Annotated in this window: 23 protein-coding genes and 1 pseudogene; 9 read left to right on the forward strand and 15 right to left on the reverse strand. The window is 36.5% G+C overall.

Annotation, left to right across the window (positions count from 1 at the left end; all coding sequences use genetic code 11):
- Positions 1-35: 35 nt before the first annotated feature.
- Entirely contained in the window at positions 36-1,310 is a 1,275-nt protein-coding gene (apbC, locus tag B9T27_RS04920) for an iron-sulfur cluster carrier protein ApbC (RefSeq protein ID WP_086205720.1), read from the reverse strand.
- Positions 1,311-1,422: 112 nt separating this feature from the next.
- A complete protein-coding gene (locus B9T27_RS04925; RefSeq protein WP_086205721.1) occupies positions 1,423-2,106 on the reverse strand; it encodes an SEL1-like repeat protein in 684 nt (227 codons plus the stop codon).
- Between the two features lie 144 nt (positions 2,107-2,250).
- Between B9T27_RS04925 and B9T27_RS04930 the strand changes: the two genes are divergently transcribed.
- Positions 2,251-2,553, forward strand: coding sequence for a hypothetical protein (locus tag B9T27_RS04930; protein WP_086205722.1), 303 nt, complete (start codon positions 2,251-2,253; stop codon positions 2,551-2,553).
- Positions 2,554-2,774: 221 nt separating this feature from the next.
- Here B9T27_RS04930 and B9T27_RS04935 read toward each other — a convergent pair whose 3' ends face one another.
- Entirely contained in the window at positions 2,775-3,239 is a 465-nt protein-coding gene (locus tag B9T27_RS04935; protein WP_086205723.1) for a hypothetical protein, read from the reverse strand.
- Positions 3,240-3,446: 207 nt separating this feature from the next.
- On the opposite strand from B9T27_RS04935, the gene B9T27_RS04940 reads away from it, so the two are divergent.
- Positions 3,447-3,665, forward strand: coding sequence for a DUF6500 family protein (locus B9T27_RS04940; protein WP_086205724.1), 219 nt, complete (start codon positions 3,447-3,449; stop codon positions 3,663-3,665).
- Positions 3,666-3,667: 2 nt separating this feature from the next.
- Here B9T27_RS04940 and B9T27_RS04945 read toward each other — a convergent pair whose 3' ends face one another.
- From B9T27_RS04945 to B9T27_RS04955, 3 genes are all read right to left on the reverse strand, one after another.
- Complete coding sequence (locus tag B9T27_RS04945; protein WP_086205725.1) at positions 3,668-3,973, reverse strand: putative quinol monooxygenase; 306 nt, start codon at positions 3,971-3,973, stop codon at positions 3,668-3,670.
- Positions 3,974-4,331: 358 nt separating this feature from the next.
- Positions 4,332-5,159, reverse strand: coding sequence for a hypothetical protein (locus B9T27_RS04950; RefSeq protein ID WP_416224382.1), 828 nt, complete (start codon positions 5,157-5,159; stop codon positions 4,332-4,334).
- A 123-nt stretch (positions 5,160-5,282) separates the two neighbouring features.
- The gene (locus B9T27_RS04955) at positions 5,283-5,642 is read right to left on the reverse strand and encodes an Imm8 family immunity protein (protein ID WP_171263326.1); all 360 of its coding nucleotides are present in this window, start codon (positions 5,640-5,642) and stop codon (positions 5,283-5,285) included.
- Between the two features lie 148 nt (positions 5,643-5,790).
- On the opposite strand from B9T27_RS04955, the gene metG reads away from it, so the two are divergent.
- Positions 5,791-7,851: a methionine--tRNA ligase gene (gene metG / locus B9T27_RS04960; RefSeq protein ID WP_086205728.1), complete on the forward strand. Its 2,061-nt coding sequence runs from the start codon at positions 5,791-5,793 to the stop codon at positions 7,849-7,851.
- 53 nt (positions 7,852-7,904) lie between these two features.
- Here the strand turns inward: metG and B9T27_RS04965 are convergent, their stop codons facing one another.
- The 5 genes from B9T27_RS04965 to B9T27_RS04985 form a co-directional block, all read right to left on the reverse strand.
- Positions 7,905-8,582, reverse strand: coding sequence for a DUF799 domain-containing protein (locus B9T27_RS04965; protein WP_086205729.1), 678 nt, complete (start codon positions 8,580-8,582; stop codon positions 7,905-7,907).
- Positions 8,579-8,956 carry a DUF4810 domain-containing protein gene (locus tag B9T27_RS04970; protein ID WP_086205730.1) on the reverse strand — a complete coding sequence of 126 codons (378 nt, stop codon included), beginning with the start codon at positions 8,954-8,956 and terminating at the stop codon, positions 8,579-8,581. Before B9T27_RS04970 ends, B9T27_RS04965 begins: the two co-directional genes overlap by 4 nt.
- A 13-nt stretch (positions 8,957-8,969) precedes the next feature.
- Complete coding sequence (locus B9T27_RS04975; RefSeq protein WP_086205731.1) at positions 8,970-9,644, reverse strand: CsgG/HfaB family protein; 675 nt, start codon at positions 9,642-9,644, stop codon at positions 8,970-8,972.
- A gap of 205 nt (positions 9,645-9,849) precedes the next feature.
- Positions 9,850-10,800 (reverse strand): GGDEF domain-containing protein, encoded by a 951-nt coding sequence (locus tag B9T27_RS04980; protein ID WP_086205732.1) that lies wholly within the window; start codon positions 10,798-10,800, stop codon positions 9,850-9,852.
- 349 nt (positions 10,801-11,149) lie between these two features.
- Complete coding sequence (locus tag B9T27_RS04985) at positions 11,150-11,731, reverse strand: LysE family translocator (protein ID WP_416224386.1); 582 nt, start codon at positions 11,729-11,731, stop codon at positions 11,150-11,152.
- 467 nt (positions 11,732-12,198) lie between these two features.
- Here B9T27_RS04985 and B9T27_RS04990 point away from each other — a divergent pair, with 467 nt between their 5' ends.
- Entirely contained in the window at positions 12,199-13,818 is a 1,620-nt protein-coding gene (locus B9T27_RS04990) for an oleate hydratase (protein WP_086205734.1), read from the forward strand.
- Positions 13,819-13,955: 137 nt separating this feature from the next.
- Here B9T27_RS04990 and B9T27_RS04995 read toward each other — a convergent pair whose 3' ends face one another.
- The gene (locus tag B9T27_RS04995; RefSeq protein ID WP_086205735.1) at positions 13,956-14,135 is read right to left on the reverse strand and encodes an NF038215 family lipoprotein; all 180 of its coding nucleotides are present in this window, start codon (positions 14,133-14,135) and stop codon (positions 13,956-13,958) included.
- 396 nt (positions 14,136-14,531) lie between these two features.
- On the opposite strand from B9T27_RS04995, the gene B9T27_RS05000 reads away from it, so the two are divergent.
- From B9T27_RS05000 to B9T27_RS05015, 4 genes are all read left to right on the forward strand, one after another.
- On the forward strand, positions 14,532-16,181 hold the full coding sequence (locus B9T27_RS05000) for an MFS transporter (protein ID WP_086205736.1): 1,650 nt from the start codon (positions 14,532-14,534) through the stop codon (positions 16,179-16,181).
- A 63-nt stretch (positions 16,182-16,244) separates the two neighbouring features.
- On the forward strand, positions 16,245-17,381 hold the full coding sequence (locus tag B9T27_RS05005) for an HlyD family secretion protein (RefSeq protein ID WP_086205737.1): 1,137 nt from the start codon (positions 16,245-16,247) through the stop codon (positions 17,379-17,381).
- Between the two features lie 131 nt (positions 17,382-17,512).
- Positions 17,513-18,388 carry a 1-aminocyclopropane-1-carboxylate deaminase/D-cysteine desulfhydrase gene (locus tag B9T27_RS05010; protein ID WP_086205738.1) on the forward strand — a complete coding sequence of 292 codons (876 nt, stop codon included), beginning with the start codon at positions 17,513-17,515 and terminating at the stop codon, positions 18,386-18,388.
- A 60-nt stretch (positions 18,389-18,448) separates the two neighbouring features.
- On the forward strand, positions 18,449-19,648 hold the full coding sequence (locus B9T27_RS05015) for an NAD(P)/FAD-dependent oxidoreductase (RefSeq protein ID WP_086205739.1): 1,200 nt from the start codon (positions 18,449-18,451) through the stop codon (positions 19,646-19,648).
- Between the two features lie 391 nt (positions 19,649-20,039).
- On the opposite strand, the gene B9T27_RS14850 is transcribed toward B9T27_RS05015, so the two are convergent.
- Entirely contained in the window at positions 20,040-20,201 is a 162-nt protein-coding gene (locus tag B9T27_RS14850; protein WP_171263327.1) for a hypothetical protein, read from the reverse strand.
- Positions 20,202-20,324: 123 nt separating this feature from the next.
- Positions 20,325-21,833: pseudogene (locus tag B9T27_RS05020) on the reverse strand (mechanosensitive ion channel); the annotation flags it as partial.
- A 633-nt stretch (positions 21,834-22,466) separates the two neighbouring features.
- Here B9T27_RS05020 and B9T27_RS05025 point away from each other — a divergent pair.
- Positions 22,467-22,889 carry a hypothetical protein gene (locus tag B9T27_RS05025; protein WP_086205741.1) on the forward strand — a complete coding sequence of 141 codons (423 nt, stop codon included), beginning with the start codon at positions 22,467-22,469 and terminating at the stop codon, positions 22,887-22,889.
- A gap of 74 nt (positions 22,890-22,963) precedes the next feature.
- Here B9T27_RS05025 and B9T27_RS05030 read toward each other — a convergent pair whose 3' ends face one another.
- Positions 22,964-23,725 (reverse strand): ferredoxin--NADP reductase, encoded by a 762-nt coding sequence (locus tag B9T27_RS05030; RefSeq protein WP_086205742.1) that lies wholly within the window; start codon positions 23,723-23,725, stop codon positions 22,964-22,966.
- Between the last annotated feature and the right edge of the window lie 45 nt (positions 23,726-23,770).

A 23,770-nucleotide genomic window follows, 5' to 3' on the forward strand; every position in this document is an offset into this window, starting at 1 on the left:
CAATATCTATGTGAGCTATTTAGGTCAAATATCTATTAGAAAATTCGGCTTTGGTCTTTTGCTGCTTTAGGCAAAGCATCGATAATTTTCCGCGCAATCGTGATATAACTTTCTGCGGCATCATCACCTGCAATTACAGAGGGTTTACCTGCATCTGCATTTTCACGAATCTGTACATTGAGCGGTAAACGACCAAGTAAAGGAATATCATATTGCTCAGCCAGTTTATCTCCGCCGCCAGTACCAAAAATTGGTTCTTCATGACCGCAATTTGAACAAATATGGGTCGACATATTTTCAATCACACCCATGACTGGAATATGTACACGATTAAATAACTCTATTCCTTTGGTTGCATCCATCAGTGCAACATTCTGCGGCGTAGTCACAATAATCGCTGCTGTTACAGGAATGCGTTGTGCCAATGTCAGTTGAATATCACCCGTGCCTGGTGGCATATCAATCACTAAAACATCAAGTTCCGGCCACAGTGTTTGGTTAAATAACTGCATCAATGCACCTGTTGCCTTTGGTCCACGCCATGCTACTGGGGTATTATGATCACCAGTTAAATGTCCGATCGATAAAACCGCTAAACCATATGCATCGATAGGTACAAAGTTTTCTGCTTCAATCATTGGGGTACGCCCCTGATTGCCTAACATGGTCGGAATACTAGGTCCATAAATATCAGCATCCAGTACGCCAACTTTCAGACCTAATTGTTGTAAAGCTAAAGCAAGATTAACCGTTGTTGTTGATTTCCCTACACCACCTTTCCCCGATGACACCAAAATTACATTTTGAATGCGCGGATGTTTAGGTACATCACGTTGTTGCGGTGCAGCTTTTTGAATAGGTGGATTATTCGGATCAACCTCTGCTTGAGCTCCCGCTGTTTCAGGTGTTCCAGAGGCATCAATTACAGGCGGTAAATTTGTGTGTTGCTTAGTTTCTACTTTCGGTTGAGTTGAGCAACTGTGCCCTTCTTTATTATGTTCGTGGCTCGTACAAGCTTCAGCTTGATTATGCTTTTGTTGAATGACATGCATGTTCAACTCTTGAATACCACATTTTTCTAACGCATCAGCCAAATCATCATGAATTTGTTGTAAATGATCTGCTTCTGCCGGAAAAGTATTAATTGTAATTTGTAAAATTCGACCTTCAACATTAATTTGGCTGATTCGATCTTGTAAAGGATTTGTCGAATTCGGCAAAATATAGCTTTGGAGCACATTTTGGACTTCTTCCTCTTTCACCTCCTGTGCCGGCGAAAAAACAGATTTAAGCGAAGAAAGCCATGACATAAGTTTGCTCCAAATATGGAATACATCTAAAAGCATAGTTTAGCTGTAAATTGTGCTCAGGTTAAGTCAACTTAGAGTAAGCTTTTTGAATGTCCTTATAAATCCTAGTCATTTAGTCAGATTTTAATTGTTGTATCCGTTGCTTCGCTATTTCAGAACCTTGCCCAGCTGCAATTTCATAAAACAATTGAGCTACTTCTGTATCTTTTTTCACATATTTCCCCATGTTATAGAAATCTCCAAGAAACTCAGCTGACTTCATATCCGCATATTTCAGTGCCAAAACTTCCAGCTCATCTATGACTCGTTCTTTGTCAGATAGTGCCGTGCTTGCTCTATGCAGAATAATCAAGATCCGATCACGCTCCGCCTCTACATCAAAAAAATTTAAAAGTTGAGTGTGGTTATATACCTCTAATTCAGGAAGTATCTTCATAACACGACCATTTTTATCTAAACTCTGCACGGATATTGGTGACAAAGCGGATCTTCGATCTTTCTCTTGATTTAAAAATTCTGGATTTTTTAAATGATAATATTCAAGTAATAACTGCCCAAAAATCTGCGCTTGCCCCACTCGTGTGATTTCATCTGGTGCTCGATGACTGACTTGTTCCTGAGCCCAGTGTATAAAGTCACCTGTATTCAATAAATTTTCTAGTTCTTCTTTTGGAATTCGTCCATGTTGGACAGCGTATTCAAGCCCCTGATTCAGCATTGCCGATGATTTTTTTAAAGTTCGACTTAACCAAAATAGGAATACGCTTAAAACCACAACTATAATACAATAAATCATATAGTTACCCTTGTTTTAGCGGCTTATTTTTTATACATCCCTAGTTGTTAATATTTCAGATACAACTCAATAAGTAAAGTTAAGTTATATTCAAAACACTCCTTGAAGATTCATCACTTTTTTTATAAATATAAGGTATTGAATATGAAATCCATTTTAATTTTACTACTTTCTTTAACATGCTCTAGTCTATTGTTTGCAGCCAATCAGACCAATAATTTACGTACAGGGAATGGTCAATTAGTGACGATTGGTGATAGTTATACTGAACTAGTCACACGTATGGATCAATCCCCTCTTTCCATGAATTCTTATGAGTGGAAAGAAAATAACAACCGCACTTCTATTGCTATGGATTATACATATCAGATTGAAAACACAATCTATACTGTAACAGTGGTGAACAATCGGGTTCAAAAGATTGAATGGATTAATAAAGACATTTAAATCTATTTAGATTAACTTTCACTGTTTTATAAAAATTTCGATGAACCAACTCGGTATCAGGTTAAAGACTTAATCAAACAGGTCAATTTTATTGAAGTCCTGATATCGTTATTCTGAATTATTGAAAGTCTGTCATATGATCTAACCCAAACACTACAGTCTAAAAATTATTAAACTGTAGTGTTTTTGGTCACTTAATTGCACTATGCAACAAGCAAGGGTTAGTCTTTATCATTCGACTTAAAACTATTGATAGTCTCTGTTGCTTTTTTCTTTAATTCATCAATTTTTTCAGTAGCCTGAACCTTAATTTCATCAAGCTTCACTGAAGCTTCATGCTTAAGTTCATGTGCCTTAAGTTTTGCTTCATCTAATTTATGGCTTGCTTCAGTCTTTAGTTGTTCCAGTTTTTCATGAGCTTTATTTTGTAAATCTGCCGCTTTATCTTTTACTGTATCAATTTTTTCTTCAACAACCACTTTTCCATTTGCCTGCTTGGCTTCCACATCTTTTTTCAAATGGTCTAATGTCTTTTCACCTTCAAGTTTCACTTCTGAAGCTTTATGCTTTAAATCATCAATCACTTTTTCACCTTCCAAATATGCTTCTTTCGCCTTAGATGTCAATTCATTGCCAAGTTCTGCCGCTTTATTTTTTAAATCATCTAATTTGCTATCGTTTGTCATCATATTGCCCCAGTTTTTGTTAAAATGTTTTAAGAGATCTCAAAGCTCATAATTGAGCTAAGACAATCTATAGTTATATAGAATTCAGGCTAGATTTCGGTTTAAAACTGCAATTTGCAATAAATACCATACATAATGTAACGATGCCTTTTTTACTTATTGACTGCATCAATCCAAATTAACCCAATTAAAATTAGGGCTTAAACAATGAACACGATGCTTAAAGAGAAAATAATTAAAATATGTGATGAAAAAATTACAAAGAAAGGCAGCAATGTTGGCCTCTCTTTTTATGCTTTTTTTGCCAATAAAAATGATAATCCTGAATTATTAATGCAAGTTGCTCAGTGGTGGATTATGACCCATCAACTTGATCACTTTGAAAAAGCAACAAAGATCAAGCAACTGATTGAAATAGAAAAATAAGCTTATTCTTTTTTTAGTAGCTCTTCGAAGCTTTGCATATGAGTAAAAATAGCCTGTTTTCGTTGATATTGATCAATTTGCGGAACAAGGCGTTGAAAGTGTTCGGATTGAACATGTACATCTAAAGCAGCACGGTCAACCCACTCCTCGACAAAGACAAAATGTCCTTGATCTCGAAGATCGTGATAAAGATTATAAGCAATACAGCCTTGCTCCAATTTGGTCTTTGCCACTAACTCTTGGTATAAAGGCAAAACTAAATCAATTTTATCGACTTGAATAAAATCTTCTGCGAGAAGTTTAAGCATATTGGTTCCATTATAAATCTAGGCTTAATATTTAAAACCCATATAGTTGATAATTTGCATAAATTAAAAAATGCTTAATATTCAATTTTTTTAATCTGCACTGTCTCCTTTTATTGCTTCAGCTTGTATGCCTTTGCATAGGTATGATCTCGACTTTTGAACGATCAAAAGTCGGTAAAACCTTTGTTTCCCATATACGATTCTTGTACCAGTTTTAAGGACTACTTTGAAATGCAATGCAAAGATGGGAAACATGTGGCATTCATGCCACACGGATGGATCTAACATCTGTTAAAAATTTTCTGTAATTTTGACGTTACGAATTATTTATATTGATCAAAAAGTTTATTCATCAGCACTAAGATTTCAGTGTGCCCATAAAACTAGTGACTGAGAACAACCAAATAAACAGTACAAAACTACGCTCTTTGTTGAAATGATTAACATCCATACCATGTAAAATATTATGGCGAGTCATGGTCACAGTCGAACTATTATCCATTTTATAAGCTTCTAATTCAGAAAAATAGACATTCATTTCACAAGCAATTTTCGCCTTATGCCACAAACTCTTAATTTCATGCCCTTTTAAACCAGGAACAATTTTATAGACATCCATAAACTTAGTATGATTTTGCTTTAAATATCCCTTTTCAACCAAAATATCAGTTAACAAACCTTCCAATTGTGCATATAAAAGCGGAATACAACCTGCAAAACATTGCATTTCATATAGTTTAAAGGCTTCTTGAATCACTAAGCGACGTTGATCTTTATTGTCTCCAATCTCAAGTGCATCAAAAGCTTCCATTAATTCAGCTTGGAAATATTCAGTTTGAATGACATCTAGAAGATTAAAGTTAACATCACTTTCATGCTGATTAATCAATGTCCAAACATGCACTAGATTCAACGCATCATTGGCAACTTTACTGTCAACAGGCTGATCTAATTGATTCGCCAAAACATCAAGATAAGGCTCATTGGTTGCAAGTCCTTTTAACATCTGAATGAGGTGTTTATGTTCAGCAGCAGACATCGATTGTAGATATTGATCGGCATCTTTTAAAATGCTTTGCCCGAGTTGTTTACCCTTTTCATGTTGCGGAATTCGGGTCACTTCTTGTTGTTCAAAATCGTCAAAACTATCTTCGAAATCGGCATTGATCATGTGCTTGTAACTCATACGCTATCTCTTTAAGGCACTATTATCGCTTTTATTCAGTTGGCAATATATAAAAATCTACTTTTGAAAATATTTCAGTGCTTATCATTCTTATAAGCGAATCATATTAAGTTCCAAATATGATTATGGATTTTTTAACTCTTGATAATTATCAAATCCCCAAGAAAATGCTTTAGATATCTTATATGCCATTTCTTCCCACGTATTACCTGAACAATGCATCAAATAGTTATTTATTAGATTTTCGATTTCTTTTAAATCAAACTTACTGACTAAAATCGTATTCAATATTAGTCTGGGCTTGTTCTCATATTTTTCAAGCCAATCTGATGAACAGACAAAAACATTGAAAACTTCTGCCTCTTTCGAAGAAAACTCACCAATATACAATGTTAACTCCAAACCAATCGAGCCATCTTCTTCACCGCTATAAGTTGTTAAATCCACATCGAAACATTCAATACTTTTTAATTGTGCTCTCAAGATGACATATCCATTTTTATAATTTAATTTCTAAATCATATCTGTTTGAAAACATTTCACCTATTCCTTTGTGCATCTTGCTATTAACTCAGGTAAAATCATTGACCTTGCAACACTTTGCATAACGACGAACGAGAGAGTTATATCCGTGCGAAATATTTTAGTCACCAATGCCCTTCCTTACGCCAATGGCCCCATCCATATGGGTCACTTACTCGGTTATATCCAAGCAGATATTTGGGTTCGTGCCATGCGTGCAATGGGACATAACGTGACTTATGTATGTGCGGATGATGCTCACGGCACAGCAATCATGCTACGTGCCGAAGCGAACGGCATTACACCTGAAGCGCAAATTGCCAATGTGCAAAAAGAACATATCCGTGATTTTGATGGTTTTGGTGTGCATTTCGACCATTACGACTCTACAAACAGTGATGAAAATAAAAATCGCTCGGAAGAGATTTATATTAAAAACCGTGAAGCAGGCAATATTGCAATCCGTCCTGTAAATCAGCTTTTTGATCCTGAAAAAGGCATGTTCTTATCCGATCGTTTCATTAAAGGCACATGCCCAAAATGTAAAGCAGAAGATCAATACGGTGATGCCTGTGAAGTTTGTGGTACCACCTATAATGCAACAGAATTGTTAAATCCACGTTCAACCTTAAGTGGTGCGACACCTGTAGAAAAATCGTCAGACCATTACTTCTTTAAACTTCCAAATTTTGCTGAATATCTTCAAAAATGGACACGTGATGAAGGTCGTCTTCCTGTATCTATCGCCAACAAGCTGGATGAATGGTTTGAAAATGGCTTGAATGATTGGGATATTTCCCGTGATGCACCATATTTCGGTTTTGAAATTCCAGATGCACCAAACAAATATTTCTACGTTTGGGTTGATGCACCAATTGGTTATATGTCTAGTTTTGAAAACTACATCAAAACCAAACGTCCTGAACTCAGCTTTGATGATTACTGGAAAAAAGATTCTAAAAATGAGGTCTATCACTTCATTGGTAAAGACATCGTTTATTTCCACGCTTTATTTTGGCCTGCGATGTTGGAAGGTGCAAACTACCGTACGCCTACAGGTTTATTCGTCAATGGTTTCTTGACGGTTAATGGCCAGAAGATGTCTAAATCCCGTGGTACGTTCATTAAAGCAGAAACGTATTTAGAACATTTAAATCCAGAACATTTACGTTATTACTTTGCCTCTAAACTGTCGGATAAAGTTGAAGATTCTGACTTAAATTTAGAAGATTTTGTACAAAAAGTGAATTCAGACTTAGTCGGTAAAGTGGTCAACATTGCCAGCCGCTGTGCAAAGTTCATTAACACAAGTTTTGATAATAAGCTGTCTGCAACATGTGCAGAGCCTGAATTGGTTCAAAGCTTTATTGATGCGGGTAATTCAATTGCGCAAGCATACGAAGCACGTGAATTCTCTGCTGCCATTCGTGAAATTATGGCACTTGCAGATAAAGCCAATCAATATATTGATGAGAAAAAACCGTGGGCATTGGCGAAGCAAGAAGGTCAAGAACAACAAGTTCATGATGTATGTTCTGTCGGAATTAACTTGTTCCGTCAATTGGCCGTTTACTTGTCCCCTGTACTGCCAACTTTGGCAACACAAGTGCAAGACTTCTTAAAACTTGAAAACTTTGATTTTGCTTCAGGTAAAACTATTTTAGTGAATCACGAAATTGAACAGTTCCAAGCCCTAATGCAACGTGTTGACCCTAAAGCTGTTGCTGCAATGGTCGATGCATCTAAAGACTCTTTAGCAGCTGCGGTTGAACCTGTAAAAGTTGAAAAGAAAAAAGAGAAGAAAGCTGCACCAACCAAAGTTGAATCTAAAGTCGGCGAAGCTGAAATTATTGGTATTGAAGACTTTATGAAGGTTGACCTTCGGGTTGCACAAGTCGTTGAAGCTGCAACGGTTGAGGGTTCAGATAAATTACTTCAATTAACGTTAGATGCAGGCGAAGCTGAGCCACGTAATGTGTTTAGTGGGATTCGAGGTTCATATGCACCTGAAGACTTAAAAGGTAAATTGGTGGTCTTAGTTGCGAACCTTGCACCACGTAAGATGCGTTTTGGTATTTCTAACGGAATGGTACTTGCTGCAGGGAATGGTGATGGTATCTTCATTATGTCGCCTGATACCGGTGCAAAACCAGGTGATAAAGTGTCTTAAAATTTAGATTTTTTATTGAAATAAAAGATCCCCTCATTAGAGGGGATTTTTTATTACTGAGGACTTACCGAGTTTTTAGAAAAATTCGGAGATCTCGGCCCATACAATAAACCTTTCTGCTGACCCAGCTGAGGTGTATACAGCTGTGAACTCAGATGATTGGAAAGAACATAAGCTTTATCAGACAGATGACTCGAGATCTGATCAACCAGAGCACCCACCAACATTCCGACTAAACCACCGCCATTATTATCATTCGCCTGTTGAACTTTTTCCTGACCTTCCCACAGTAAATTACCTGTTTTTAAATCAACCAATTTTGCTTCAACAGCCACCGTTGCCATTGACTGAATAACTTGATATTTAGAACCATACTCTTTCACTTTGACATAAAGAGCCGCATCTGCACCAAAAATTTCTTGCAATTTTTGTGGTGCAACCGACTGAGCATCAAAGCCATTCGTAATACCATTTTCTTTAAACATCGTGTCAACAACTGTAATAGGGAAAACATAGTAACCAGCTTCAGCCACAGGTAAAGCGACACTAGACCAATATCCATAAGTTGCACGTGTATCAGGTGACTCATTTATTGGTGGCATTACCAAAATCGATTTTGGCATATGTGCAGTATAAGTAGATAAATCATGTGTGTTTTTAGGAGTAATAGCACAACCCGTAAATAATACAATAACACTGAAAAGTGCTAAAAAACATTTTATATTTTTCACTTGTTACTAACTCCAGCAGATGTATTTGTCATTTTTTTTAAAAGACGATCCATCAATACTGTTGATTCAGGATATACCTGACGCTCTAATTCAAAATACTCTGCAGCACGTGGTGCATTCTGAATGTTTAAATAGATTAAACCTAAGTGAGCATATAAACCTGGAGGAACAGCCAAATTCTTTGCTTTAGCTTTTTCGATATCTTTTTCAAGTTTAGCAATCTGTTCTTGAGGAGAGGTTTTCTCAGGAATACTTAACATTAAATAAGACTGCTGAGGATATACACCCCAGCTATATAAAGATTTAGGTGCTGATACACAGCCAACCAAATTTAAACACGCCAATCCACCCAGCACTAAGTATAGTTTTTTCATTGCTTCAAACCTATTATTGTGTTAACCACTTATGAGTTTGAATATCTAAAACTAAATTATTGACCGCTTCACGGACTGCAAGGTCTAAAACTTTACCATTCAATGTAGAGTCATAAGATGCCGTAGAACCAAAACCAAGAATTTCACGCTCACTTAGTGCATATTCACCAGCACCTTGCACAGAATGAACCACTTCAGCCGTTTTGACATCAACCACATTTAAATTAACTTTGGCATAGGCAATTTGAGTTTTGCCACGACCTAAAATTCCAAACAATTGATGATCACCGACTTCTTTACGACCAAATTCAGATACATCGCCTGTGAGAACAAAACGAGCCCCTTTAATCGATTGAGTCGCCTTACCAAAACCAGCTTCTTGTTGTAATTCAGATAAGTTATCCCGATTTAAAACTGAAAAATAACCTGTCTGTTGTAAATGAGTCTCTAAAATTGTTTTTGCTTGACCACCTAAACGGTCAACATTGTCAGAGAAAATACCACGCATATAACTTGAACGGTTATCAAACTTACCAATAGATACAGGCGTTTTAACGCCTGTATATTTTATTGCTGAAGTTACGGCAATTACTTGTGGTGCTTGAATTATTTTTGACGTTTCTGTGGTTGAACAACCTGTGAATGCTAAACAGCTCAAGATTGTAATATATAGTGATTTAGTAAGCATATTTCCCCCTGATAATTTACGGAGGCATATTATCAATATCATGAGTAAATAAGTATGGAAATCATCATTTACTTTATTTCAAATCTAATTAATTTAAAATTTGACTCAAGAAAGACCGATCGACTTTTTCATCTCGCAAATGGCTACACTTCCAATAAAGTATTCTCACCTATAAATTCACACTTCTTTGCACTGAATAAAAAAATCAGTTCTCATTCGCAAAATAACGATTACGCCCTTGTTGCTTAGCTTGATATAAATTTTTATCGACTAGTTCTAAGAAATTCATTTGATCGCACTGCTCCGTTGGAATAATAGTTTTCACACCAATACTACAGGTAACAAATTCTGAAATAGCCGATGTACAATGTGGTAATTTGGCATTTTTTAAAGCCTGCCTTAAGTTTTCAGCAACTTGAATAGCCGCTTCAGTATTGGTTTCTGGCAACACAATCGCAAATTCTTCACCACCAAAACGTGAAACCAAATCACGTGGACGACTACAGCAAGTCGACCATAATTGAGCAATCTCACGGAGACAATAATCACCGTTAATATGACCATGTTGATCGTTATATTGCTTAAAATAGTCAAGATCAACTAATAGAACGGATAGTGGCTTTTTCAACCGTATTGCACTTTGCCATTCTCTTGCAAAAAATTCATCAAATAAACGGCGATTTGCAATTCCAGTCAAACCGTCTTTATAAGAAAACTCTTCCAGCTGGCGCTGTAATATTTCTAACTGTTCTTCTTGTTTTTTACGTTCGGAAATATCAAACATAAAACCCACTAAGGAATCCACATCACCATTTTCTTTACGAATCACATGAACCACATCACGGATCCAAATATATGACCCATCTGCTTTTAAAGCGCGATAATCTGCCTCATGATCAATGCCTGCAAGCGATTGTGCAACACACATATTAAATGTTTGTTCACGATCTAATTCATGCATACGATCAACCCAATCTTGTACTGTTTTCCATGATTCTTGTTGCCAACCCAACAATTTTTCAATTTGTGGGCCAATATAACTGAACTGCTTACTATCCCAGTCGATACTCCATGGAATCGCAAGGGTTGATTCAATTAAAGTTTTATAAACCACTTCGTTATATAGTTGATTATTTTTAAATGGACTATTTTGCATACAAGACATCCTTGGATGAAAGGTTCAAATTATAGGTTTATCGCTTGTACCTACATATTCCCATACCCTTACTCAATATTAATAGTTGAAAAAGTGCTTCAACTTATATTTTTCTCACGAACCAAACTGTTTTACTCAGTTATGCACTTAAAATACATTGTCATGACGAGCTATTTACTAGAGTATATTACCTCAAAAACAGATCAAATTTTAATCAAAAGATATGTTTAGATCAATCTAAAATCTAATCCATTTTGTAATATTTTTTATTTATACAAATAAAAAATAAGATCATGAAGCAACTACTTGTTTACTATTTATTTTTAAAGTAACAATTAAAAAAGAAAACTTACTTCATCCCAAAAATTAACTTTAAGCCCAATAAAGTCATCACACCACCTGCAACTCGATCAAACACTTTTTTAAATTTTAAATATACACGGCGTGGCTTCTCTGCTGATAAAACCACAGCCACCAATGAATACCAACCCGCATCAATAAAGAAACACAGCATCGGTAAAACCACATAAAAGTACGTTGGAATTTCTTTTGGTAAAAGTGCAGTGAAAATACTGGCTAAAACAATCGCAATTTTGGGGTTGCTTAACTGAGTAATAAATCCTAAACGATAAGCTTGCGTATGAGTCATTAACTGAACTGAATCTTCTGCTGTATCCATTGGTTCTTTAGCATGTTTAATAATTTTATACGCTAGCCACAATAAATATAAACCACCACAGATTTTTAAAGCCAAATAAGCAGATGGCACCGCCAATAAAACAGCTTGTAGCCCCATCACGGCTAAGAAGCCAAATAAAGCCGCGCCAGTACCGGTTCCGAGTGCAGTAAATAAGCCATGTTTACGTGAAATTGCAATTGAGTTTTTCGCGACATAAATAAATGTAGGGCCTGGACTCATTGCACCAAGCATTAAAGCTAAAGTAATCGAACCTAATATCAATAATGATTCCACAACACACCTTTGCGCTAAGTTCAAAAACTAAAGAAGCTATATTTTACGCGTAAATTACTTTGTTTAGGTTGTTAAAGCTAAAATTAATCATGAAGATTATATTCCTTATTTCTAACTTAAGCCTTAGTTGGTCTAAATTAGAGTAGTAAGTTTAGAGATATTTCAAACTCAGTAAAATGCTTCATTTTAAATAAGAATAGAGCAAAGACTCTAAATTCATTTAATATCAATTACTTAAAATTACCATATCGAACAAATCTGAACATAAAAAATTCATTTTTCCGAATAAGATGAGTTTTTACATCAAAATATAGAATTAAATTTTTTATTATTAATTCACATATTTTATATAAATATAATCACATATTAAACATATGGATTAAATCTTAAGTTTTTGCAGCATAACTAAAATTACAGGTGAAACCGTGTTAAATAAGAAACGTAATATTTTAGATGCACAACAATCTCACCTCTGGATTATTGGTGGTGGTATTGCAGGTATGGCAGCAGCAGCTTTCGCAATTCGTGATGCTAAAGTTCCGGCACAAAACATCCATATTTTAGAAGAGCTTGATATTTCGGGCGGTTCTATGGATGGTGGCCACACACCCAATGCCTCACAAGCGTGGGTTACCCGCGGTGGACGAATGTTAACTGATGAAACGTATCTTTGTTTATGGGACTTATTTTCAAGTATTCCCTCTCTAGAGAATCCCGATATCTCTGTCCGTGAAGAATGTCGTGAATTTAATCAAAAAATTAAAACCCATGCCCAAGCACGCTTGATTGACTCCAATCATGTTATCGCTGAAGCAGAAAAATTGGGCTTAAACACTTTACACCGTGCTCAAATGCTTCGTTTACTGGCTTCTAAAGAAGAGCGTATTGGCAGTCGTCGTATTGATGAATTTTTTGATGATTGTTTTTTCAAAACTAATTTCTGGCGTATGTGGCGTACTACATTTGCTTTTCAAAAATGGCACAGTGCTGCAGAACTCCGTCGTTATTTCTTGCGTTTTATCCAAGAATTACCACGTATTCATACCTTAGCTGGCGTTAAACGCACTAAATACAATCAATATGATTCTATGATTCTTCCATTACAGCGCTGGTTGGTTGAACAAGGTGTAGATGTTCGCTTTGGTCACTACGTAACTGATGCCGACTTTGAAACCAATGAAGAAACTCAAGAACGTCGTGCAACACGCTTATATGTAAAACTTCCAGAAGGTAAGGAAGAAATTGAACTAAAAATGCAAGATTTAGCAATTTTCACATTGGGTTCAATTACAGCAGATTCACGTTATGGTGGTAATGAAGATGTACCAGCATTAATTCGAGACAGACTTGATCATGGTTGGACTCTCTGGGATACACTTGCGAAAAAAGCACCTGATTTTGGTCGCCCAATGACATTCTATGGCAATATTGATGAACATAAATGGGAGTCATTCACGCTTACCCTACAAGATGATGTCTTGCTTAAACGCATAACTGAATATACTGGAAATGAGCCTGGCACGGGGGCACTCATGACATGGTTTGAGTCAGGTTGGCACTTATCTATTGTTGTCCCAGCTCAACCACATTTTGCTGACTTACCTGAGGGAATGTATACCTTGTGGGGTTATGGTTTCCAAATTGATGATATTGGTGATTACATCCAAAAACCAATGAGTGAATCCACTGGTCAAGAAATATTAATAGAACTCATCAAACAACTTGGATTTGATGATATTTTGGATCATGTTTTGGCAACTACAAAAGTTACCACGGCAATGATGCCATATGCTTCGGCATTATTTGCTTGCCGTAAACCAGGTGATCGCCCATTAGTCATTCCGCATGGTTCACAAAACTTTGCATTTTTAGGGCAGTTTGTCGAAATTGAAGATGATGTAGTATTTACGGTGGAATACTCGGTCCGTGGTGCGATGTTGGCAATTTACGAATTTTTTGGCGTAGAACGAAAAATTCCAGATATTTATAATGGTTTACTTGATCCTAAAGTTGGCTTAAAAGCTTTAGAAACTGTGTTCCATTAATACCATTCAGATTATCTGTAGCAAAATTACAGCATCTATTTAAGATGCTGTAATTTTGACAAGATAAATATTATTCACATCATCATAATCAAATACAGAACTACATATATTTATGGTCTGCTCATACTCTTCCTCAGCTATGGCTGAATTTCAGAATTATTTTCACGACTCGTCAATTGATAATCTTTATCGTAAACAGGCATACCCGCGATTTGAATGGAACGAACTTCTGTTTTAGTTTGACTGATTGGACTTTTTTCACAACCCATGATAGCCATCGCAATGACTATATAAGAACATAGGGATAGTATTTTCATCACATATCCTTTTCCATTATTTTTATAGTTTTAGCATAACACTTTCGTTCAAAAAATAATCTCTATTTTATAACTTAAAATTCTAAACTTAGTCATCTAGTTTTTGCTGTAACTCACTTAATTAAATTTGCACCAATCATTTTAACCGACAACGACTACAGACATATAATTTTGACCAGTGATTGATCGCAATGATCCAAATATGGTAAATATTGATCTGCTGCGTACTATTATTTGCCTCTCATTGATTAGGTTGCCCCGATTTATCCTTAAAGACCCGCTTATAGATATATTCTAGAATGATATCTAAAAGTAAAATAATTCAGAATAAAAAGCCTTGATAAATTACACTACTGACAGATTAATACACGATCAAAATACTGAAGTTGGCTGAACATGGAAAAGACGCCTCGGATATTAGAACCAATACCAGATTGGACACCTGAAGAACGTCCAACCTTACCTGGCTCACCTGCATTTATTGCACATTCAACTCAAAAACGTTTGATCTATTTCTTTATCGGTTTATTTATTGCAATCGTAGGGAGCTTAAGTAATGGTTTTATTATTGCAAATCTATCCCTGATTCAAGGCGAATATGCTTTAACCCCGAGTGAGGCTGCTTGGATTCCTGCTGCTTATGTAATGGCAAATGTAAGCTCAAACTTAATTCTTTTTAAAGCACGTCAGCAATATGGATTAAGGCTTTTTTCTGAAATTGGCTTGGTACTTTTCATTATCGTTTTGATTTTACATTTGTTTGTACATACCTATGAAATGATGGTTTTTGTACGCTTTATCAGTGGCCTAGTGGCAGCACCACTCAGTTCTTTAGGGATGTATTACATCTTACAAGCCTTTAAGCGTGAAAATTTTGGACGTGGTCTGTATTTAGCTTTAGGTCTACAACAACTCGGTATTCCCCTTGCTTGGATTATTTCTCCCACACTTTTAGATGCGAATGACTGGAGCATCTTATATATTTTTGAGTTGGGTTTGGCACTGTGTAGCCTCGCTATGGTGGTCTCCTTAAAACTTCCGCGTAGTCTTCGAATGGATGTCTTTGAGAAGCAAGACTTCTTTACCTTTGCCTTACTCGCACCAGGTTTTGCTCTACTCTGTATTGTATTGAGCCAAGGTCCTATTCTATGGTGGTTTGAATCCCCATGGCTAGCTTACATACTTATTGCTGGCTTTAGCTTGGTTATTGTTGGTTTGACCTATGAACATTTTCGGGTCAACCCTCTGATTATGACCCGATGGCTAGGGACTTCTTCAACCATTCGCTTCATTATTGGAGCACTGGCAATTCGCTTTTTGATGTCTGAGCAAAGTTATGCAGCAGTTAACTTTCTTAAATCAATGGGTATGGGACCCGATCAATTTGTTCCTCTATATACTGTTATTTTTTTTGGGATTGTTGCTGGGACTGTATTCAGTGCCTTGACCTTTTCTCGAGAACGTATGCTTTGGCACTTAATTCTTGCAGAAATCTTAATTTTAATTGCATGTGGTTTGGATTATCACCTCACCAGCGATGTCCGCCCTGCTAATTTTTATCATAGTCAATTTATTGTGGGTTTCGCCAGTGGTATGTTTATTGGACCATTATTGTTGACAGGTATGATGAGTGCACTACAAAAAGGGCCATCCCATATGGTCACCTTTATGGTGTTATTCTCTGCAACACAAAGTTTTGGTGGTCTGATGGGAAGTGCATTTTTTTCTAGCTACCAACAAATCCGCACTCAAAATTATCGGGTGGAAATGCTGAGTCATCTGCCCCAAACAGATCCCATCGTGGCACAACGGTTACAGACTTACCAACAGGGTGCAGCGCAATATACACTAGATCCTATTCTCGAAAAAAATCAGGCACTGCGTAATTTAAATCAAATTGTAACAAGAGAAGCCCAAGTTCGTGCGTATAACGATGTGATTGCGCTCAATGGTATTTTTGCTCTGTTATTACTGCTCTGGGGTGGCTTCATTATCACCAAAACTAAATATGCACTACGAAAGCAACAAACGCTAAATACCACATAAGCTGATCAGCACAGTAATAATGATAATGAACCTAAAAAATTAAAGATTTACTGAGAAAATATCATGTCGAAAGATCCAAACCACCCTGAAAATACAACCGAAGTAGTACAGCCTCAAGTACAGAGTAATACTACGGCTACTTTATCACCGCCTTCAAGCAAACTGATTCCGACGGCGACACGTACTTTGGTATTAATGTTTTTCGTTTTGTTAATTGGTATTACCGTCATTCTGTGGGCGTGGGAAATTGGCCCCTTTAAGAGTGCGATTGAATCAACAGACAATAGTTATGTGAAAGGTAAAACCACCATTTTATCCTCTCAAATTAATGGCTATGTTAAAGATGTGCTTGTGACTGACTTTGATCGCGTCAAAAAAGGACAAGCCTTAATCCATATTGATGCAACAACTTATAATCAAAAGGTGACTCAAGCGGAAGCCAGTGTCGATCAGGCCCAAAACAACTTATCCAATCAAACTCAACTCATAGAACAACGTAAGGCAGATATCATCGCAGCTCAAGCTAAAGTTGACCAAGCACGTGCAGCCTATGAACTGGCTGTAACACAGCTCAATCGTTATCAACAATTGGGAAATAGTGGCGCAGCTTCAAAAACTGAACAAGATAAAGCGATAGCAGATACTAAAAATAATCTTGCCCTGCTTAAACAGGCACAAGCCAATGTCTTAGTCGCTCAAGAAGCTTTAAAAACAGCTCAAGTGGCTGAAACAGGCCTAAAAGCCCAAATTACTAATGCCAAGGCGCAATTAGATCAAGCCGTTACCACTCAAGAATATAGTGTAATTATTGCCCCTATGGATGGTCAACTGGGCGAGGTTAACCCTCGTGTTGGACAATATGTTGCAGCAGGAACACAACTTTTATATCTTATTCCTCAGCAAACATGGGTTATAGCCAATTTTAAAGAAACTCAAATTACCAATATGCAGATTGGTCAAAAAGCGACATTTAAAGTGGATGCAATGAACCACCAAAAATTTACAGGAAAAGTTGAAGAAATTTCCCCTGCAGCTGGCTCTGAATTTAGTGTCTTGAAGCCAGATAATACTACAGGTAACTTCACCAAAGTCGTGCAACGTATATCCGTGCGTATCGCAATTGATCCCAATCAAAAAGATTTGGAAAAACTACGTCCAGGAATGTCTGTTGTGACTTCAGTAGATACCCGTTCTTCCTAGTTTGTAGATTTCGATAAAGTCTCAATATTGGATTAAAATCTATTAAAAATTTGCCTTCGCCGAGATATTAGTGATGAATACGCACTACAAATTTCAGTACACTATGTTTGAATATTTAAGACTAAACCAAAATGTTTGACTCTATTGCACATACCATTCCCGACCAAAAACTCAAACTCAACTCACCAATAGAACTCACAATAAAACGTTTAGACTTAGTCCATCCCCAAATTTCAGGCAATAAATTTTTTAAACTTAAATATAATTTACTGGAAGCACAAAAATTAGGGTTAAAAAAAATTATCACCTTTGGAGGAGCATATTCTAACCATATTGCAGCGACAGCTTTTGCAGCACAACAATTTGGTTTTGAAAGCATCGGCATTATTCGTGGTGAAGAATTAGTCGATAAACCTTTAAACCATACCCTCTTAACAGCGCAAAAATTTAGTATGCAACTAAATTTCATTTCACGTGAACAATATCGACAAAAAGATCAAACTGAATTTTTAACTGAACTGAATCAACGTTTTCCAAATAGTTACATTATTCCTGAAGGCGGCAGTAATGCTTTAGCCATTCAAGGCTGTACAGAAATTTTAACAGCTGCTGATCGACAAAATTATGATGTCATTTGCTGTGCCGTTGGGACAGGAGGAACAATTTCAGGCCTAATTCAAGCAAGTTCAGCACACCAATCTGTACTTGGCTTTTCTGCATTAAAAGGTGATTTTCTACAAGCCGAAGTTGAAAAGAATACAATCAATAAAAATTGGAAAATTTTAGATGACTATTGTTTTGGAGGTTATGCCAAAATCCAACCTGAGCTTTTACACTTTATCCAAAACTTTGAAACAAGCTATAAGATTCCTTTAGAACATATTTATACTGCGAAAATGTTGTATGGTATTTTTGATTTAATTCAAAAAAATTATTTTCCTGCACATTCTCGTATTTTAGTGATTCATTCAGGCGGCTTACAAGGTCGAATCTCGCTTGGTGAATAGTCCTGAAAAATAGCTCAAAATTGTCTATAATGCCCTGCTTTTATCTCCCATGAGTTTGCCATGTCTTCAAATCAGTACGATGTCATTATTTTAGGTGCAGGTGCGTCTGGCCTAATGGCAGCAGCTTTGGCAGCAAAACGTGGGCGTAAAGTTTTGGTCATGGAAAAAGCCAATAAAATTGGTAAAAAAATTCTCATGTCCGGTGGCGGAAAATGTAACTTTACCAATTTGTATGTCGAACCTGAAAACTTTATTTCACATAATCCACATTTCGTCATTTCAGCTTTAACACGGTATACCAACTGGGATTTTATTGGTTTAGTCAGTGAATACGGCATCGAATATGAGGAACGTAAGCATGGTCAATTATTTACCTTAAAGGGTTCAAAAGAAATTTTAAACATGTTACTGAATGAATGTGAAAAAACTGGCTTAGTCGATATTAAATGCAGTTGTGAAGTTAAAGCAGTCAGTGCAATTACAGATAATCATTTTCGAGTTGCAACAAGTTTGGGGTATTTTGAAGCTGAATCGGTAGTCGTGGCATCAGGTGGTTTATCCATTCCAACTTTAGGCGGTTCAGGCATTGGTTATGAGATAGCAAAACAATTTGGACATCATTTGTATCCAACACGTGCTGGTTTAGTCCCGTTTACTTTTTCTGACCAGTTTAAAGAAGTAACCACACGGTTAAGTGGTAATGCAGTTGAAGCTACATTATCCAATGAACTAAATAGCTTTACTGAAGCATTACTTTTTACCCATCGTGGTTTAAGTGGGCCAAGCTCTCTACAACTTTCTAATTATTGGGATGTCGGGCAACGCTTTAAAATTAACTTCCTACCGTCTATGGATCTTCAGGATTTCTTTAAAGCAAAAAAATCCACACAGCCTAAAGTTTTACTAAGAACCTTACTCGTCGATCATCTACCTAAAAGTGTGGTGCTTGAATTACAGACTTTAATTTGGGCCGATGTTGCTGAAACTGCAATCGGGAATATCAGTGATGATAAACTCGAAGCTATTGCACAGCGCCTGCATGCTTTTGAAGTAAAACCGTCTGGAACTGAAGGCTATCGGACTGCTGAGGTTACTTTAGGTGGTGTAGATACCACCGAAGTTTCATCTAAAACAATGGAAAGTAAAAAGCAAAAAGGCTTGTATTTTATTGGTGAAATTTTAGATGTTTCAGGGCATTTAGGTGGATATAACTTCCAATGGGCATGGGCTTCTGCACATGCCGCATCACAATATGTATAAACAATAAATTTATTCTAAATAATCTGTTTTAAATAGACAGATATGTGAATTTTGCTGCGCCCGAATAATCGTCTGATTCATTTTCACACATGAATCAGACCTCTCTTGATCGAGATCAGTATTGAATGAATGTAACTGCTGAGTGATGTTCTGTATAAATTGAATGAATTGCATCAATGCTCCCTCTTTTTAATATTTTCTATCCATCCTAGGATAAGTCATTAATATTTAGAATATATTAATGACTAAAATTTAATCCATTTTATGCTTTTTGTACAGTCCTTTAATTCAACCATTATGACTTTTTATACTAGACTTAAAGCTGTTCATTTTTGAATACATTTAAGCAATTATAAAATCATGAACGTGTGTATGGAAAGAGTCTAATCCCTCATTGATCCTGAGTTGGATATTCTTCGGTTTGAGTAATCTGTTGCTTATCCTGAGATTTAGGCTTACTCACTATAAACTTATAAGCGCTTGCTAAAAACCCAACGGTAATCCCTGCAATAACGATTGGAGCAATAAACTTATTGGGCTTGTTTTGGGTCATTATTTTCTCCTTAATAATTGATGCGACTCTAAAATAGCAAAAGATCGTTCAGTTAATCCTGAACGATCTTTAAAAAAAAAAACAGGTTATTTCGGGTCATTCTACTCGGTCATTATTATCTTTTTGATCTAGAGCATTAGGTTTATTCCCATCACATTTTGCTTTATCAATTAAATCAGTCAAGATACGCTCTGCTGGTTGACGACCACCTAAACCAAATGCCAGAGCAAATGCGACAGCCACAGATCCTAAGGTTAATCCAAAAGCTAAATTCACAATCGAGTCTGCAATGCCCATGGCTTTTAAGCCCATGGCAATAACTAAGCCCATAATTAATACACGGACTAAGTTACCTAACCAACGCGAGCTATGATATTCGCCACGCTGCACGACATTCGCGACAATATTAGCTAACCAGAATCCAATTACTAAAATAATAGCACCCAATAAAATATTGGCACCAAATTGGATAAACATAGAAATTAAGCCACTCACTTGTTCAAAACCGAGTCTATTCGCAGCTTCTGAAACCGCAAACAACATGGTAAAGAACACAATTAAGTAACCAATAATGCACGAAACTTTAGTTTCACCTAAAAAGCGTTGAACATCCAATTTTGCTGGAATTTCATCAACACCTGTTCCCGCAATAACTTCTGCCACCAATTTTGCTACGAATCGAGAAACTACATATGCAACAATTAAAATTAGACCTGCTGCAATAATATGTGGAATTGCATACATAATCTCAGCAAGCATTGCTGTTGCAGGTTGTGAAATAGCTTGTATACCTAAAGCTTCAAAAGCGATAATTAAAGCGGTAATCATCACCAGTGCAAAGACAAATGAGCCCAGTAAATGCGCGAGACTGCTCTTTTTAAAGAGGCCAACTTTTTCAGCTTGAGCTTGTAAATCTAGACTATTGGTTAAACCTTCCACAATCCCACGAACAATTTTTGCAAGAATATAGCCTACAAAAACAATCACGCCAGCAATAAAGATATTTGGTATATAGGCAATCGCTGCACCCAACATATTCTGTACAGGCAGCAGTAAACCTTGTAAACCTAAAATAGATAAAACAATTGGGAGGAATAACAATAAAATCAGCCAATACACAATCTCGGCAATATTCTGACTAATCGGATTAACCCCAACCTCTGAACTGAGTTTTTCATCTAACTGGGTTTTTGCCAAGACACGTGTTAATCCTGCACGAACCAATCTGGCAACAATCCAACCAATAAAAGCGACAATAATCGCAGCAATAATATTTGGAACAAAGATTAGGAATTGCGCAACCATATTACTAAATGGGCCGCTGACACTGTTAATGTTCAAGACATTTAATGCTGCAATCACCGCAAGAATGAAGATAAACCAAAATACAAACTTGGAAATAATGGACTCATAATTTGGAGATGGCTCTACAGCAGCATGTCCTGCTGCATTTGAGAGTTTATGATTGGTATTGGCCTTTTGAAGTAGTTTTTTTACACCTGCCGCAATCACTAAACTAATGATCCACCCCACCAACAAGATGACAACTGCTGCAATAATCGGGTGAAATTGATCCCAGTAATACATTACACCAAGTCCACTATGTGGACTTCCTGTCAAAAACTCATTCATTTTCATTCCCTCTTGTTATATCAATAATAATTAAAATTAAGTTCGTGGTTCATGAAACGATAAATTACCATTACAACCTATTGCATGTTTTTCATACAATATATCACTGCATAAATACAACAAATTCAAAGTAAATGATTGCAAAAAAACTCTAGCTATTTAGAAAATAGAACTAGAGTTTTTTCATTTAAAAATTTTGGTGGCCAGCTATTCAGAATAATGATTCAACCTATTCAGAATAATGATTCAACAAAGCGTAGACTTATACCTAATAGACCATTCTAAATGCATCTTTATATCCAGTTTGTTATGGGGTATAGATTGCGTATTACTTCCAATCCGCTAGCATGTAAACCAGTAATGCAATGAAAAAAAGACCGACTAGAATAAGCATGTAGACAGGCAAGCGTTTCTTTTGTTTCACTTCTTCTGGCGTTGTTACATGAGATGGTTTATTGAAATCATGTTGCATAATTTCACCCTCCCTATCTTATTATTGGTGAAATTTCATACTACCAAGCTATTCAGTTACAGTGTGTAATTTATTTTAGTTGAGAGTATATTTTTTATATTCCACAAGAATGCTTGATAAATGCGCTATAATATTGACCCAATTTTTCGGCTATTATAGATATGGCTTACTTGCGGCAAAGTGCTTCTTTAGAACTGGAGACTGATGTCACACATCAATGTTTTTTACATACCACTCGTGATGAACACTTGATCGGGGTTATTGAATTTAGCAAACCCAGTTTGATACTCAAATGGGGGGATTTAGAATATTTTCGACGCCGAACTGAAGAGTTTTCAGTTATGCCTTTTCCCGATTGCGTTAATGCCATGATCATTGATATTCGTAATATCTCTGCTTTTTTAGATAATGAAGTTCCAATTGTTCCTTGGCGTTTACTTGAGGAAGACTGTCCAATACGATTAGTCGTACCTGCAGATCGTTTAGACCATTATATTGGTATTTTTGAACCTACGTGGTTAACGACAGATACTGAAACAGCCATTCAAGAATTGCGTGAATTTATGGATATGTTTGTTCACTAAAAATAGCAAGACATAAAAATCCCGCTTCGGCCAAAGCGGGATTTAGTATAGAGTTTATGCTTAAACCCATATCTTTACCAATAGTTCTCAACCGCAATATTTCCTTCACCACGACGATTCATGGTTAAACCACGGGCTTTTAATGCATCTTTGGTATCATCGACCATTTGCGGATTACCACACAGCATGACATGTGTCGTTTCAGGATTAAATTCCAGACCAACTGCTTTTTCTAACTCGCCATTTTCAATCAAAATAGGTAAACGATCATGTAAGGCCGCTAAAGGATCTCGAGTAATAATTGGGACAAATTTAAAGCCACTATGACCCTCCCCAAAGCTGTCTGCAATTTCTTGAATACGTTCCAGATAAGCCAATTCTGATGCAGTACGAACACTATAAATCAGATTAATATTTTTATATTTAGACCACGTATCAAAATCTTGTAGCATCGAAATAAAAGGAGCCAACCCTGTTCCAGTTGCCAATAACCATAAATCGTGTGGTAAAGGTAACTGATAACGTGCCAAAGTTAAAAAACCATACGCTGTTTTTTCAAGATAAAGTGCATCACCCACTTCTAAATGTTGTAAGTTAGAGGTAAAGGCTCCATCAGGTACAACAATCGAAAAAAATTCTAGGGTTTCATCAAAAGGTGATGACACCACTGAATATGCCCGCACGACTAACTCATCTCCGACTTTTAGTCCAATACGTGCAAACTGCCCTGCTGTGAACTTAAAATGTGCAGGCCGCGTCATGGTAAAACTAAATAAAGTATTGGTCCAACGCTGTACAGATAAAACCTTTTCTACGCTAAATTTTTCAATTGACATGATTTCTACGTGGCATGAAAGATACTCCTCATGGTAGCATGACCG

The sequence above is a fragment of the Acinetobacter sp. ANC 4648 genome, assembly GCF_002135345.1.
Lineage (GTDB): Bacteria > Pseudomonadota > Gammaproteobacteria > Pseudomonadales > Moraxellaceae > Acinetobacter.